Source organism: Peribacillus acanthi (assembly GCF_003073175.1).
Classification (GTDB): Bacteria; Bacillota; Bacilli; order Bacillales; family DSM-1321; genus Bacillus_BN; species Bacillus_BN acanthi.
Genome location: NZ_QBBX01000006.1, coordinates 110,096 through 124,819, shown reverse-complemented (window position 1 = coordinate 124,819; position 14,724 = coordinate 110,096). Strand labels below are relative to the sequence as shown.

16 protein-coding genes are annotated in these 14,724 nt (G+C 37.4%); 13 read left to right on the top strand and 3 right to left on the bottom strand.

All coding sequences use genetic code 11. The features are described 5' to 3' along the window. Positions 1 to 24: 24 nt before the first annotated feature. The 5 genes from DBX25_RS07960 to DBX25_RS07940 all read left to right on the top strand — a co-directional run bounded on the left by DBX25_RS07960 (position 25) and on the right by DBX25_RS07940 (position 5,774). A complete protein-coding gene (locus tag DBX25_RS07960; RefSeq protein ID WP_108670253.1) occupies positions 25 to 1,650 on the top strand; it encodes a peptide ABC transporter substrate-binding protein in 1,626 nt (541 codons plus the stop codon). Positions 1,651 to 1,803: 153 nt separating this feature from the next. Then, positions 1,804 to 2,727 (top strand): S66 peptidase family protein, encoded by a 924-nt coding sequence (locus tag DBX25_RS07955; protein ID WP_108670252.1) that lies wholly within the window; start codon positions 1,804 to 1,806, stop codon positions 2,725 to 2,727. A gap of 16 nt (positions 2,728 to 2,743) precedes the next feature. Then, complete coding sequence (locus tag DBX25_RS07950) at positions 2,744 to 3,823, top strand: mandelate racemase/muconate lactonizing enzyme family protein (protein ID WP_108670251.1); 1,080 nt, start codon at positions 2,744 to 2,746, stop codon at positions 3,821 to 3,823. A 17-nt stretch (positions 3,824 to 3,840) separates the two neighbouring features. After that, positions 3,841 to 4,761, top strand: coding sequence for a C40 family peptidase (locus tag DBX25_RS07945; RefSeq protein ID WP_108670250.1), 921 nt, complete (start codon positions 3,841 to 3,843; stop codon positions 4,759 to 4,761). 2 nt (positions 4,762 to 4,763) lie between these two features. Further along, the gene (locus tag DBX25_RS07940; RefSeq protein ID WP_108670249.1) at positions 4,764 to 5,774 is read left to right on the top strand and encodes an ABC transporter ATP-binding protein; all 1,011 of its coding nucleotides are present in this window, start codon (positions 4,764 to 4,766) and stop codon (positions 5,772 to 5,774) included. 193 nt (positions 5,775 to 5,967) lie between these two features. Here the strand turns inward: DBX25_RS07940 and DBX25_RS07935 are convergent, their stop codons facing one another. Both DBX25_RS07935 and DBX25_RS07930 read right to left on the bottom strand, forming a co-directional pair. After that, positions 5,968 to 7,455: a peptide MFS transporter gene (locus DBX25_RS07935; RefSeq protein WP_108670248.1), complete on the bottom strand. Its 1,488-nt coding sequence runs from the start codon at positions 7,453 to 7,455 to the stop codon at positions 5,968 to 5,970. 436 nt (positions 7,456 to 7,891) lie between these two features. Continuing rightward, positions 7,892 to 8,023, bottom strand: a complete 132-nt coding sequence (locus tag DBX25_RS07930) for a DUF4023 family protein (RefSeq protein WP_108670247.1) — start codon at positions 8,021 to 8,023, stop codon at positions 7,892 to 7,894. A gap of 161 nt (positions 8,024 to 8,184) precedes the next feature. On the opposite strand from DBX25_RS07930, the gene DBX25_RS07925 reads away from it, so the two are divergent. The 7 genes from DBX25_RS07925 to DBX25_RS07895 all read left to right on the top strand — a co-directional run bounded on the left by DBX25_RS07925 (position 8,185) and on the right by DBX25_RS07895 (position 13,471). Next, on the top strand, positions 8,185 to 8,922 hold the full coding sequence (locus DBX25_RS07925; RefSeq protein ID WP_108670246.1) for a gamma-glutamyl-gamma-aminobutyrate hydrolase family protein: 738 nt from the start codon (positions 8,185 to 8,187) through the stop codon (positions 8,920 to 8,922). A 190-nt stretch (positions 8,923 to 9,112) separates the two neighbouring features. Continuing rightward, positions 9,113 to 9,892, top strand: a complete 780-nt coding sequence (locus tag DBX25_RS07920) for a serine hydrolase (RefSeq protein WP_108670245.1) — start codon at positions 9,113 to 9,115, stop codon at positions 9,890 to 9,892. A gap of 167 nt (positions 9,893 to 10,059) precedes the next feature. After that, positions 10,060 to 10,836 (top strand): transporter substrate-binding domain-containing protein, encoded by a 777-nt coding sequence (locus DBX25_RS07915; RefSeq protein ID WP_108670244.1) that lies wholly within the window; start codon positions 10,060 to 10,062, stop codon positions 10,834 to 10,836. 29 nt (positions 10,837 to 10,865) lie between these two features. Continuing rightward, complete coding sequence (locus DBX25_RS07910) at positions 10,866 to 11,531, top strand: amino acid ABC transporter permease (RefSeq protein ID WP_108670243.1); 666 nt, start codon at positions 10,866 to 10,868, stop codon at positions 11,529 to 11,531. A 15-nt stretch (positions 11,532 to 11,546) separates the two neighbouring features. Next, positions 11,547 to 12,287, top strand: coding sequence for an amino acid ABC transporter ATP-binding protein (locus DBX25_RS07905; RefSeq protein ID WP_108670242.1), 741 nt, complete (start codon positions 11,547 to 11,549; stop codon positions 12,285 to 12,287). Positions 12,288 to 12,516: 229 nt separating this feature from the next. Continuing rightward, a complete protein-coding gene (locus tag DBX25_RS07900; RefSeq protein WP_157950914.1) occupies positions 12,517 to 13,014 on the top strand; it encodes a hypothetical protein in 498 nt (165 codons plus the stop codon). Positions 13,015 to 13,075: 61 nt separating this feature from the next. After that, a complete protein-coding gene (locus tag DBX25_RS07895) occupies positions 13,076 to 13,471 on the top strand; it encodes a DUF2500 domain-containing protein (protein ID WP_108670240.1) in 396 nt (131 codons plus the stop codon). Between the two features lie 81 nt (positions 13,472 to 13,552). On the opposite strand, the gene DBX25_RS07890 is transcribed toward DBX25_RS07895, so the two are convergent. Next, positions 13,553 to 13,903 (bottom strand): hypothetical protein, encoded by a 351-nt coding sequence (locus tag DBX25_RS07890; RefSeq protein ID WP_108670239.1) that lies wholly within the window; start codon positions 13,901 to 13,903, stop codon positions 13,553 to 13,555. Positions 13,904 to 14,022: 119 nt separating this feature from the next. Here DBX25_RS07890 and DBX25_RS07885 point away from each other — a divergent pair. Beyond that, on the top strand, positions 14,023 to 14,724 hold a 702-nt coding region (locus DBX25_RS07885), incomplete at its 3' end, for a diacylglycerol/lipid kinase family protein (RefSeq protein WP_240620209.1).

Here is a 14,724-nt window from a genome sequence, read left to right as displayed (position 1 = left end):
GTAAAAAAGAGAAGGGGGAAAAATATGAAGAAATTTTTAGCTTTGTTCATGTCAGTCATGATGATTTTCGTCGCTGCTGCATGTACAGCAAAAAAGGATGCAGGAACTGAAACAGCGAAAGATGGAGAAGAAACTGCAAAAGTAGAAAAGGTTTTGAAGTTAAACAATGGAAGTGAGCCTACTTCATTCGATCCAGTAATCGGGTTCGATTCAGTATCTTGGAACGCACTGAACAACTTGATGGAAGGTTTAACTCGTCTTGGAGAGAACCATGATCCAGAAGCTGCAACTGCAAAAGACTGGGAAGTATCAGATGATGGTAAGACATACACATTCCATATCCGTGATGATGCTAAATGGTCTAATGGTGATGATGTAACGGCTGGAGATTTCGTTTTTGCTTGGAAACGCCTTCTTGATCCTGCGGTAGGATCTCCTGCTGCATTCCTTGCTTTCTTCATTGAAGGAGCAGAAGCTTTTAACACAAATAAAGGATCTGCTGATGATGTGAAAGTAAAAGCTGTTGATGAGAAGACTTTTGAGGTTACATTAACAAGTCCTCAAGCATACTTCTTAAGCGTTATTGCAAACCCTGCGTTCTTCCCAGTTAACGAAAAAGTTGCAACGGAAAATGCACAATGGTTTGCAGAAGCAAAAACTTTCGTAGGAAATGGTCCATTCAACTTGGCTGAGTGGGAACATGATAGTCATTTCGTAATGGAAAAGAACAAAAACTACTGGGATGCTGGTAATGTAAAGCTTGATAAAGTACATTGGGCAATCGTAGATGACACAAACACTGAATACCAAATGTTCCAAAGCGGTGAGCTAGATACTTCGGATGTTCCTGCAGATTTAGCTGAACAGTTATTCAAAGATGGTAAAGCGCAAGTAGGTGACCAAGCTGGTACATACTTCTACCGTTTTAACGTAACCATGGAACCGTTCCAAAACAAGAATATCCGTAAAGCATTCGCTCTTGCAGTTGACCAACAAAAAATGGTTGATTTCGTAACGAAAAACCAAGAGAAACCTGCATATGGTTTCGTATCATATGGATTTAACGATGCTGATGGCAATGACTTCCGTGAAACTAACGGAGAGTTAATGAAAACAAATCTTGAAGAAGCAAAAGCTCTTCTTGCTAAAGGAATGCAAGAAGAAGGCTATGATAAGCTTCCTGAAGTTACTTTAACGTACAGCACAAGCGATACTCATAAGAAAATCGCTGAAGCTCTACAACAAATGTTCAAAGAAAACCTGGGGGTAGAAGTGAAGTTAGCGAATATGGAATGGAATGTTTTTGCTGAAGAGCAAACAGCTTTGAAATTCCAATTATCTCGTAGCTCTTTCTTAGCAGACTACGCTGATCCAATCAACTTCTTAGAAAACTTCCAAACAGGACTTTCTATGAACCGTACTGGTTGGAGCAACCCAACATATGACAAATTAATTAAAGATGCTAAAAACGAAGCGGATGAAAAGAAACGTTTCGAACTAATGTACCAAGCTGAAAAACTTCTAATGGAAGAAGCACCAATCTTCCCAATCCACTTCTATAACCATGTATATCTTCAAAATGAAAATGTTACAGGAATTGTTCGTCACCCTGTAGGTTACATGGAATTGAAATGGGCAGACAAGAAGTAATTTAGACAAGCTTGCTCTCTCCAGGTTCTAAGCCAGGAGAGGGCAAGTCCATTTATAACCCCTAACCCATTTTCCTCATCATTCTCCATTTAAAGAATAAAATGATTCCCCAGTAATAGGTTTGAAGTATAAAACATAAATGAGGTGTTGCAAATGACAATTAGACCTAGAGGTTTAGTAAAAGGAGATACGGTAGGAATCATTGCGCCTGCAAGTCCACCAAATCAAGAACAATTACAAAACGCAATTGCTTTCTTTGAAGAGTTAGGGTTAAACGTGAAATTTGGAAAATACATACATGAAATCAATGGTTATTTAGCTGGGAAGGATCAAGAGAGGGTGGAGGACTTACATGCCATGTTCGCTGATCCTGAAGTTAAAGCGATTTTCTGTGCGTGTGGAGGTTATGGAACTCCACGCATTGCATCCCAAATCGATTTCGAATTAATACAAGCAAATCCGAAAATCTTTTGGGGCTATAGCGATATTACGTTTTTACATAATAGCATCCATCAAGAAACTGGGTTGGTCACATTCCATGGGCCAATGCCTGCATCAGATATTGGGAAGCCAGATTGTCACCAAGATTCTAAGGACAGATTCCAGCAATTATTTTCTTCCCATCCTTTTCGATATGATGAATCAATTGCCCCTATAGAGGTTTTGGTGGAAGGGAATGCAGAAGGGGTTATAGTTGGGGGTAATTTGACATTAATAGTTAGTACATTAGGGACTAAGTTTGAAATTGATACGAAGAACAAGGTTTTATTAATAGAGGATGTGAACGAGGAGCCTCGCCAAGTGGATCGATACTTGAACCATCTTTATATGGCAGGGAAGCTGACAGATGCTTCAGCAATCTTGTTCGGTGATTTCGCTAATTGTGTCCCAGAACGTGAATTGTCATTGACACTTGATGAAGTGTTAGCTCAGTATGCCGAACTTGCAGGAAGACCAACATTGAAAGGGCTTAGAATCGGCCATTGTAACCCACATTACAGTATTCCATTAGGGGTAAAGGCGACGGTAGATACCTGTCAAAAGACAGTAATCATTGAACATGGAATCCAGTCATAGTTAGGAGAGACAGACGTTGATTATCACATCGATTGAAACTTATAAAGTAGCTGTTCCACTTACTAAACCTTTTAAAACTGCCCTTAGAACCGTAGAAACGGCTGAAGCAGTCATTGTAAAAATCACATGCGACAACGGCATTACTGGTTGGGGAGAGGCACCTCCAACGCATGTTATTACAGGGGACAGTCTGAACAGTGTCGAATACGCGGTTCAACAAATTTTTAAACCTTATTTATTACAAAAAAACCTATTAAACTATGAAGTAGTTTTCCAAGGAATACAGACTATCTTGGTTGGAAACAGCAGTGCGAAGGCAGCTATTGATATGGCCCTTTATGATTGTATTGCACAAAACTGCAAACTACCACTTTATCATTTCCTTGGTGGATACAGAAACGAATTAGAAACAGATTTCACTGTTAGTGTAAATTCCCCCGAGGAAATGGGTGAGGACGCTGTTCAATACGTGAAGAAAGGATTTACAGTCCTAAAGGTCAAGGTGGGAAAGGACGAAGCATCACTAGATTTTGATCGAATTAAAAAAATTCGGGAACAAGTAGGTAAAGATATTAAAATCCGCTTAGATGCAAACCAAGGTTGGAATCCAAAGGAATCGATTAGAATCATTCGTAAAATGGAAGATGCCGGTCTTAACATAGAACTGGTTGAACAGCCAGTTCTAGCAGCTGATATCGAAGGATTAAAACAAGTTACGGATCATGTAGACACACCAATTATGGCGGATGAAAGTATTTTTACACCTAAACAGGCGATGCAAGTATTGAAAACGAGAAGTGCTGATTTAATTAATATTAAGCTGATGAAGGCTGGAGGTATCTACCAAGCCCAAACTATTAATAGCTTGGCTGAGACGTGTGGAGTAGAATGCATGGTCGGAAGCATGATCGAAACACGTCTTGGAATTACAGCAGCGGCCCATTTTGCGGCAAGTAAAAAAAATATCACTCGGTTCGATTTTGATGCCCCTTTGATGTTAGCTAATGATATTGTGACCGGGGGAATTAGCTACGAAGGTAAACGAATTACTTTCCCAGATGCTCATGGTCTAGGAATCTCTGGAATAAAGAACTAACAATAGGGGGATAGAAGATGGAAAAGAGAAAGGTTGTCAATGTAGCGGTAGCGACCGTCTGGACATCATATGAATCTAGTAGAAAATTTGATGCAAAGGCCATTTCAAATCCGGTTGACTTGGAAGGATGGCTTCAAGGATTAGAATATGAAACCTTGCTAGAATTATGTAATAGTAACTTGGTCCAGACCCAGATTCTTTTTGGAGAGGAAGTATTAGTAGTGGAAGAGAATGATGGATGGTCCTCTGTCATTTGTCTTGAGCAACCAAACTCAAAGGATGAAAGAGGATATCCTGGATGGGTACCTACTATACAATTAGTAGATAAAGTTGACCTAGAAATCCCTTCCAAAGTGGCATCGGTTTCTTCTAAAAAAACAACTTTATTAGATAGCGAACAATCACCAATCATGGAGCTTAGCTATGCAACGAGATTACCTGTAGTGTCTGTAGCTTCTGATAAGGTTGAGGTTTTGACACCTACGGGTATTGGTTTTCTTTCCACTAAAGATGTTGAAGTATTCGAATCTTTGGACTCGTTTGAAAAAAGAGATGGGGCAAGTATCGTAAAATCAGGTGAACAGTTTTTAGGATTGCCATATTTATGGGGTGGCATGAGCAGCTTTGGATATGATTGTTCTGGATTCAGTTATAACATGTGTAAAGTAAACGGATATATCATCCCACGTGATGCCCATGACCAAGCTGCCGCAGGTGATGAGGTTCCTTTAGATGAGTTACAGCAAGGGGATTTATTATTTTTTGCCTATGAAGAAGGCAAGGGCAGGATTCATCACGTCGGCATTTATTATGGAGAGGGCAAGTTACTTCACTCTCCGAATACTGGAAAGACCATTGAAATCATCGATCTTGCAGGAACCATTTACGAAAAAGAACTTTGTGCAGCAAGAAGGTATTGGCAAGCTACGGAGGGATGAACATGGAGAAAAAAGTGTTACTAGAAGTTGATTCATTAAAAAAGTATTTTCACCTTGGGAAAAATGAAATATTAAAAGCGGTAGATAACGTATCCTTTAAAATCCATCAAGGTGAGACATTTGGTTTGGTTGGGGAATCAGGATGTGGTAAATCCACGATTGGAAGAACAATCATAGGATTGTATGACCGCACTGAAGGCTCAGCGTTGTATGATGGGAAGGACATTCATTCGATGAAGGAAAAGGAGAAGTTTGCATTCCATCGACAAATGCAAATGATCTTTCAAGATCCATACGCATCCTTAAATCCACGATCGACTGTTGCTGAAATCATTATGGAACCAATGGAAGTCCACGGACTTTATAAGGATAAAAAAGAGCGCATGGGGCGGGTTTATCAATTGTTAGAAGATGTTGGACTGAATCGTGACCACGCCAATCGCTATCCTCATGAATTCAGTGGCGGTCAAAGACAAAGGATTGGGATTGCAAGAGCATTGGCATTAGATCCTGAATTTATCATTGCAGATGAACCGATTTCTGCTTTAGATGTTTCCGTCCAAGCACAAGTTGTTAATTTACTGAAGAGACTTCAGAAAGAAAAAGGGCTGACCTATTTATTTATCGCTCATGATCTTTCCATGGTAAAAGCAATAAGCGATCGAATAGGTGTAATGTATTTAGGAAATATGGTCGAACTCACAACTAGTAATCAATTATACAAGAAACCATTACATCCATATACACAAGCACTTCTTTCTGCAATTCCTATACCTGATCCAGATATAGAGGATCAAAGAGAACGGATTATTTTACAAGGTGAGTTACCAAGTCCAATCAATCCACCAAGTGGTTGTGTATTCCGAACAAGATGTCCACACGCAATGCCAGCTTGTTCAGAAATAAAACCAGAATGGCAAGAGATTGATGAAAATCATTTTGTAGCATGTCATCTCTATAATGAAAAAATTGTGTCTGATGGAAATTACGCCGAAACGGCTGCAACGAAATAGCGAAAAAAGACTCCTAATGAGGGGTCTTTTTGCTTGTTCGGTAAAAGATCATAGAGGTTCGGTAATAAACTGGTTGTGTTCGGTGAAAAATTATGAATTTCGGTAAAATACACTCTCTATTCGGTAAATCCTTATATTCGAACCCATAAAAAAAGCGTACAAGCAAGGCTTGTACACTTTTTTTCGAACATTATTATCTTACACCCTTCATGAAACCTTGGATTTTAGGGGAAATCACAAATAGGAATAAACCTAATAGGATAGAAACTGCCCCGATTGATCCGAAGTACATCATTTCAGTGTCAGCACTGTAAAGCTTAACGATTTGCGCATTTAACGCTTGAGCAGCAGCGTTTGACAAGAACCATAAGCTCATTGTTTGTGCAGAGAATGCCTTTGGTGCAAGTTTAGTTGTCGCAGAAAGACCTACTGGTGAAAGTAGAAGCTCACCGACAACACATAAGAAGAAGCTTAATACTAACCAAAGAGGGTTAACAAGTGCTTCAACTCCGTAAAGCATTGCAGGAACTAACATGACTAAGAATGAAATCCCTGAGAAAACAATTGCAAGTGAGAATTTCTTTGTTGTAGATGGTTGACGATCACCTAATTTAACCCATAACCAAGCTGCAACTGGAGCTAGTGTAATAATAAATAACGGATTCAATGACTGGAACCAAGAAGCTTGAAGTTGTAATCCAGCAAAGTTCAGATCAGTACGAGTATCTGCATACATTGCAAGTAGGTTAGAACCTTGTTCTTGAATTGCCCAGAACATTACAGACGCGATGAATAATGGAACATATGCAAGCAATCTTGATCGCTCATCAGAAGTAGTCTTAGGACTACGATACATGAACACAAAGTATAATGTAGGAATTACGATACCTAGAATACTTACAATCCAAGTGAATACATCAATCGTTAAGATACCGTTTACAATAGCGAATGTTGCGACAATTCCGATTAAAATAATTGCAATTCCAAAAGTTGTAAACAATTTCTTTTTCTCTTCAGGTTTTAATGGGTTAGGAACAGCAGATCCTGCTAAGCCCAAGTTCTTACCCTTTGTGAACATGAAGACTAATAAACCAAGAAGCATACCTACAGCAGCGATACCGAATCCAAGGTGGAAACTATATTTTTCTCCAACTGTACCAACTACAAGTGGTGACAAGAAAGCACCCATGTTGATACCCATGTAGAAAATCGTGAATCCTGAGTCACGGCGAGTATCTTTTTCGCTGTACATATCTCCAACAACATTAGAAATATTTGGTTTTAATAATCCAGTACCGATTACGATAAGTACCATGGAAACGAACAGTGCAGTTAATCCTGATGGGAATGCTAAGGCAATATGACCAAGCATGATTAAAACTCCACCATAGAGAACAGCTCTGGAACTTCCAAATACTCTATCTGCTAACCAACCACCTATAATCCCTGACATGTATACTAATGATCCATAAACAGAGGCGATGGATAGTGCTGTAGTTTGGTCAATCCCCAAACCGCCTTTTGAAACCTCATAGTACATATATAATACTAGAATAGCTTTCATACCATAGTAAGAGAATCTCTCCCAGAACTCAGTAAAGAATAGGGTGAATAATCCTTTTGGGTGTCCGAAGAATCCCTTCTGTGGCACACTTTCAACAATCTTTTGCTTGTCTATCAATGTATAAACCTCCTTTTGTACCGTATAATAATACTATTGAAAAGCTGACTAGTCAAAACCTTATCGTTATTTTAAAATAATTAATATATTTATAATATTCGTAAGATTTTTGTCCAAATTATGTCTTTTGGAAAATTTAAAAGTTCAAATGCCTTTATCTTGGGATTTTGTCAATGTATAATTTCCAATTCAATATCAAAATGGACGACTCTTCAATGAAAAAATTGGTAAATCTATTTCAACACTTTTATTCCCAAATCTCATAAAGTTAAACAAGCATCGGAATCTTGGGCCGATGCTTTTGATTTGTACTTTAATGAGACAGTATAAAATGGCTGCAAAGTATTTTGTCGACGTTGTGGCCATTTTAGGAATTAAATATAAGTGCAACTAGGCTTTCGCCAGCTTTAAGGCACGGCGCTAGCCAAGTTTAATATTAGTGATTATGCGTTTTATTTGGGAGTTTATTAGCAGGATCGCCATTGCCTTGATGTTGCTTATTTTTTTGTTGCTTCTTTTCATTTTCTTGTAATTTGTTTACAAATTGACCCGTGTTATTATCCAGCATGATTTCTCCTCCTTCCCTTCAAGCCTCGTAGTTAACTTTTCCATAAAACAAAGAAAACATGCAAAAAGTCCCTAACGGATATTACCCCAACAATACCCAGATGTTTATATTCTAAAAAGTGGGTATAGATTAAAAAAGTTATTAATTATGGGGGAAACATTATGAATAATACGAAGCCTGTTATAGGTCTTACAGCAAATATTGAAGTGGTTAGAGGAAACATTTCTATTAACGTCCATTTAAGTTATTCTGAAGCAATAAAAAATGCAGGAGGTATCCCAGTCATTCTCCCACTAGGCAATAGAGAATGTATGGACCTCTGGATGGATACGATTGACGGGCTATTCCTTACAGGAGGTAATGATGTGGATCCTCGTTATTTTAATGAAGAACCTCACCCTAATTTGGGGACAACTATTCCACAGCTTGACCACTCAGATATGGAATTAGTTAAAAGGGCAAGATTGCAGAATAAACCGATCTTCGGAATTTGTAGAGGATCCCATTTAATTAACATAGCCTTCGGGGGTTCGATGAATCAACATATAGACGAAGATAATGAAGAAAATGGAATTGTCCATTTAACGGAAGTGGAGCGGACCATCACTTCCCATCCAATAAACATTGACAAGGAAAGCAGATTGTATGAATTATTACAGCAAGAGGTTGTGGAGGTAAACAGTTTTCACCATCAAGCAATTGAAAGGATTGCCGATGACCTTAACGCTGTTGCGAGAGCCGATGATGGAGTGATTGAGGCATATGAAAGTAAAGATGGACTAATTATGGGGACACAGTTCCACCCTGAGGAACTTGGGAAAAATGATGATCGGATGCAACGAATTCTTGTCCATTTTGTAGAAATGTGTAGAGTGAGAAAGCAAAAAAATAGTATTTAAATTGGTAAAGTATTTCCGTAAACGTGTTACTATTATAGAGAAAATGTAAATTATTTGATGGAAGTGTGAACTTTAGCAGCATACTCACTAGACAGAAATTTATACTTAGAAGGTATAACAGCATGCATTTCTTTCGAAGGTATATTTGTGGCTGCTTTGCTTTTTTATACAAAAAGAGGATGAATACAGGATGAATTTTTCTGAATTAACTGCTAGATTGAATTCCGAAATTAAAAATTGCCCAGGTAAAATGAGTGTAATGCTGGAAGTGGGTCAACACTGTTTTCAATGGGACCCCCATCGTAAAGTGCCTTCTGCTAGTCTTATTAAGCTTCCTATTCTGTTGGAGGGATTTAGACAAATTGAAAATGGGACACTGAATCTATATGATGCCATACAAATTCAAGAGTATCAAAAGGTGGAGGGTGCAGGGGTAATCCACAAACTATCCAATGCAAAACTTACGGTTCAAGACTTATTGACCCTTATGATTATAGTTTCTGACAATACAGCTACAAATGTCTTAATTGATTTACTCGGAATGGAGAAAATAAACAGCTTCATTAAAGAGCAAGGGTGTAATTCTACAGAACTTAATCGAAAGATGATGGATTTTGATTCTATTATTAAAGGTATTAATAACTGGACAACAGCAAGTGAAATGGTACTTATGCTGAAGGAAATCGACATTGGATTAGGGTATTCATCTAACAGTAAGGAATTAATGAAGGGAATCTTACAAAATCAACAATTTTTAGACAAGTTACCATTATTTATTGATCTAGAAGATGGCTGGATTGGAAATAAGACAGGTGAGTTATCAGGAGTGGAACATGATTGTGCCATAATGAAAAAGGGTAATAAATCTGCGTATATCACGGTATTATGTGATAGTCTTCCATCAAAGGGAGTAGGAAAAATAGCTATTGCTAAAATAGGTAGTTTGGTGTGGGAATATTTATCACAGTGAATAAATAAAAAAAGCGACGAGTGTTTCTTAAAAATAAGAAACACTCGTCGCTTTTTTATTCAATCTATTGATTGAAATTATATTAAAAAAACAAAAAATGTTTTTAATCCTATCATTTGGGTATTGAAAGATTAGATACAGAATATGAAAGGGGACGAAAATGTAGGATGAAAAAATTAGGTGTCATAATCCTGGGATTGTTTATGCTTGGGGGTATGACTGCATGTGCAGAAAAAGAAAAATTAAAAGATGGTACAGAGCTCGTAGAGGAAGATACATTCATTTTTACGGCTTCTGGAGAATTCAAGCCGTTTAGTTATGTTGAAGATGATATGACAATGACAGGCTTTGATATTGAAGTGGGCAATGCCCTGGCTAAGGAAATGGGTTTAAAACCTAAGCAAAAACGAATCAAATTCAAGGGGATTATTGAAGGGGTAAAAACGGGTAGGGCAGATGCAGCAGTAGCAAGTCATACAATAAATCCTCAACGGAGCAAGCATATGTTGTTCTCCACACCCTACTATTACTCTGGGCCGCAAATTTTCACTCATCCTGACAGTAATATCAAAACTGTAGAAGATTTGAAAGGGAAAGAAGTTGCTGTTGCTAAAGGATCAACTTATGCGGATACCGCTTCAAAATATACAGATAACATTAAAATGTATGATAGCGACATCACTGCTTTAAAGGCCTTAAGTACAGGACGTCATGATGCGGTGATTACCGATTTTGTAACCGGAAAAAGTGCAGCAAAAGAAGGCTTTGAAATAGTCGGACAGCAATTAATTGAGCGGAGCGAACAGGCTGTGGTTGTGTCTAAAGACAATCCTCAGTTATTGGTAAATATAAATGAAGCGCTTGAAAATCTTCGGAAAGATGGAACTCTCTCACGAATCAGTAAGAAATATTTTGGTGAGGACATCACCACTAAACCCGAATAATAGTAAGAGATAGAAAGGAAGTTTTGATTTTGCCTAGTTTTTCACATTTTCTAACAACACTATTAAACACAAAGGATGTATTTATCGAAGCCATGCTGCTTACTTTGCAGTTGACGGTTGTTTCTATATTAATAGGAATAGTGATTGGTCTTGTCTTAGCACTAATGAAATTATCCAATTTTAAAGTGTTAGGTTTAATTTCTGACGCTTATATTTATTTTGTCCGTGGCACACCATTGATTGTGCAAATTTTCATTTTATATTTTGGATTAAGTGGACTGTTTCTTATTCCTGATTTTTGGGCAGCTTCTCTGGCATTGGCATTTCATAACGGAGCTTACATTGCCGAAATTTTTAGAGGGACCATCCAATCTGTGGACAAAGGTCAAATGGAGGCAGGACGTTCATTGGGGATGTCCCGTTCTTTGACGATGCGTAGAATCATTTTGCCTCAAGCGTTCCGGCGTGCTCTTCCACCTTTAGGTAATCAATTTATCATAGGATTGAAAGATTCTTCTCTTGCAGCGTTCATTTCAATGAACGAATTGTTCAATGTAGCTACTACACTGGGGTCCAATAATTTTGACGAGATGACGTACTTGTTAATCGTTGCCATCTATTATTTAATTCTTGTTGGCATAATGACGATTGTCTTAAAGGTTGCAGAGAAAAAAATGGCGATTAGTGATCGATAGGGAGTGGGATATAGAATGGCTAAAGAATTAATACGAATAGAAAACTTAAATAAATCTTTTGGAAAATTGCATGTTTTAAAAGATATCAATATGACAGTTAACGAAAGCGATGTGGTTTGTTTAGTAGGGTCCAGTGGTTCTGGAAAAAGTACACTTTTACGATGCTTAAATTTTCTTGAGAAAAAAGACAATGGGAAAATAATTATAGATGGAGAGGAGATTCTAAAGGACTCACATGACATAAATCAAGTGCGTCAAAAAGTGGGAATGGTTTTTCAACACTTCAATCTCTTCCCTCATATGACAGTCCTCGAAAACATCATTGAAGCGCCTACTCATGTGAAGAAAATTTCTACAGAGGATGCCATTCGAGAAGCTAAAGTACTATTAGAAAAAGTAGGCTTGGCTGATAAAGCAGATGTTTATCCAAGCAAGTTGTCGGGGGGGCAAAAACAACGTGTCGCCATTGCTAGGGCATTAGCTATGAAACCAGAGATTATGCTTTTTGATGAGCCAACTTCAGCGCTTGATCCCGAGTTAGTTGGAGAAGTTTTGTTGACGATGAAAGAACTGGCCGAGGATGGAATGACCATGGTAGTTGTCACTCATGAAATGGGATTTGCACGAGAAGTAGCAGATTGGATTGTCTATATGAATGAAGGTCAAATTATAGAGAAAGCTCTATCGGATCAATTCTTTGAAAATCCCCAAGAGATGCGTACTAAAGAATTTATACAGACTACAATACTTAAATAATGATGTAAAGGTATTAACCGTGTTGATTGGTTAATACCTTTTTTAATTGTAAGTAAGTATAAATTGGTAGCAAAGAATGAAGTCGACAATATGACCAGTCTTAGGAATAAAGCTTAGTTTTCTAATGGATGGTAATTTTGTTGGAACCCATTTTATTCATTTGCAATATACATATAAAAATAGTGACGTCCGCCTATGAGAAAAGAAAATGATTTTAGAGGTGAATTTTATGAATGGAACTTGGTTTGGAAAATTACAACCTAGAATGATTGAATTGAAAAATAAAGGTGAAGTGGTATTAGGGCAAACAATTAAAAAGATGGAAAATCTTAATATGTCAGTGCCATTAACCGAGTCAATGATTCTATTTTTATTAAAAAAGTCTAGTTTAGATGGAGTTAGTAATCTTGAAGTGAAGATGAGTGATGAAACACTTGTCATCAGTGGAATTATGAAAAAAACCATGTTAGTGATTCCTTTTGAAGTAGGATTGAAGCCAGTTTCAGCGAATGGCAGAATATTAACCTTCCAGATAGAAAGCTTCCGTCCACTAAATAGTACATGGATTAAGAAAAAAATCTTTGATAAGGAACCTTTTTCCACTTACAACGAAGGGAAATTTAATCTCGACTTAAATTGCTTAGAAAAAATTAAAGCTATTCCATTTGGATCTATAGTGAAATTTAATATTAGGGATCAAAAATTATGGATTGGTATTGGGAAATAATTGAAACCGAACTCCTCCTCCATTCGTATATGTTAATAGAAGGATGCAAGGGGGAGATATTATGAATGATCCATTTAATGATGGATTCTTTTTCGGTGATTTTATGTTTACGATTTTTCCAATTATTTTCGCTATTATTTTCGTTATTGTAATAGGTACTATTTTAGTCAGTATTTTTAAAGGTGTCGGGCAGTGGAATAAAAATAATCAAGCTCCTCGCTTATCCGTACCAGCTATTGTGAAGACGAAGCGATCGGATGTAAGAGGACATAACCATTCAGCCAATGACCATGCAACTCATCATACGAGTACAAGGTATTTTGTTACCTTTGAAGTGGAGAGTGGCGATCGTATGGAGTTAACGATGGAAGGGAACCAGTATGGATTACTCGCAGAAGGAGATACTGGAATACTAACGTTCCAAGGTACTCGCTTCCTAGGATTTGAACGAAAATAGAAACAGAAAGGGTACTCCATATGGGGTACCCTAACTTATTGGGTATTTTAATGAAGTTAGTTAGAAGCTTCAAGCGTGGAATTACTTTGAAGAAGGATTTATCTGTTGTTGTATTAAATCAATAACAATACGATGTTCTTTTATGGTTTTAACAATATAGTTTGTATTACTTCGCACTTCCCTCATTAAATTATCTTGGCTCTCCTCTAATGATTCCAACTTTTCATCAACAAAATCGAAGCGCTGGTCAATTTGATTGAACTTTTCATCGATAAAATCAAAGCGTTGATCCATTCCATCCAAACGGTCATCAATATTGTTTAATCTTTCATCAACCTTGTCAAACTTCTCATCAAATTTCACTTCTACTTTTCCGACTTTTTCTTTGAGTGATAGTATTTCAGAAAGTATTTGATTCAATTTGTTTTCCACGTTTTCACCTCCTTACCATTAGTATATCATGACGTTTTTTCATGGGGAAGTTGGTCGTTTATGTTTGCCAAGTTTTGATAAAAGGTATAACTAACTATAAAACACTAGGAGATGTATCTATGAAAAAAGCTATGATTATTGTAAATCCTTCATCAGGAAAAGAGGAAGCAGTTACTTATAAAAAAGAAATCGAATGGATATTACATAAGCAGTGTTATGAAGTCGTAATTAGTATGACAGAGAAAGAAATGGATGCAACGAAATATTGTCAGGATGCGTGTAATAAAGAATTTGATTTAGTTGTAAGCATGGGAGGGGACGGGACCTTGAATGAGACTATTAATGGTCTCGTTGGACAAAATCATTTGCCCACACTTGCTATCATTCCTATGGGAACTGTCAATGATTTTGCAAGAGCATTAAAAATTCCTCTTGATGCCAAACGAGCCATAGAGCTTCTAAAAAACGGCGAAAAAAGAAGAGTGGATGTAGGAAGCTTGAATAATCGTTATTTCGTAAATATTGTTGCGATTGGGGCGATTGCTGAAGCCACATATGAAGTTTCTCCTAAACAGAAAACGAAGCTAGGGGCATTGGCATATGTGATAGAAAGTGTGAAAACATTAGTAACTAAAGAAAAATATCCTTTACATATTGAGCATGACCATGGGAAATGGGAAGGAGAAGCATTTCTATTTCTGGCAGCATTGACCAATTCTACAGGTGGTTTTGAAAAATTATCTCCTCATGCAAAAGTGGATGATGGGGTGTTACATTGTTACATTATTAAAGATGTAGGTTGGTTGAGTTTGGCATCCATT

What these genes read in the sequence shown, in the direction of transcription:
- DBX25_RS07960 (WP_108670253.1), top strand. Translation starts at nt 25, where the DNA reads ATGAAGAAATTTTTAGCTTTGTTCATGTCAGTCATGATGATTTTCGTC.
- DBX25_RS07955 (WP_108670252.1), top strand. Translation starts at nt 1,804, where the DNA reads ATGACAATTAGACCTAGAGGTTTAGTAAAAGGAGATACGGTAGGAATC.
- DBX25_RS07945 (WP_108670250.1), top strand. Translation starts at nt 3,841, where the DNA reads ATGGAAAAGAGAAAGGTTGTCAATGTAGCGGTAGCGACCGTCTGGACA.
- DBX25_RS07940 (WP_108670249.1), top strand. Translation starts at nt 4,764, where the DNA reads ATGGAGAAAAAAGTGTTACTAGAAGTTGATTCATTAAAAAAGTATTTT.
- DBX25_RS07930 (WP_108670247.1), bottom strand. Translation starts at nt 8,023, where the DNA reads ATGCTGGATAATAACACGGGTCAATTTGTAAACAAATTACAAGAAAAT.
- DBX25_RS07925 (WP_108670246.1), top strand. Translation starts at nt 8,185, where the DNA reads ATGAATAATACGAAGCCTGTTATAGGTCTTACAGCAAATATTGAAGTG.
- DBX25_RS07920 (WP_108670245.1), top strand. Translation starts at nt 9,113, where the DNA reads ATGAATTTTTCTGAATTAACTGCTAGATTGAATTCCGAAATTAAAAAT.
- DBX25_RS07915 (WP_108670244.1), top strand. Translation starts at nt 10,060, where the DNA reads ATGAAAAAATTAGGTGTCATAATCCTGGGATTGTTTATGCTTGGGGGT.
- DBX25_RS07905 (WP_108670242.1), top strand. Translation starts at nt 11,547, where the DNA reads ATGGCTAAAGAATTAATACGAATAGAAAACTTAAATAAATCTTTTGGA.
- DBX25_RS07900 (WP_157950914.1), top strand. Translation starts at nt 12,517, where the DNA reads ATGAATGGAACTTGGTTTGGAAAATTACAACCTAGAATGATTGAATTG.
- DBX25_RS07895 (WP_108670240.1), top strand. Translation starts at nt 13,076, where the DNA reads ATGAATGATCCATTTAATGATGGATTCTTTTTCGGTGATTTTATGTTT.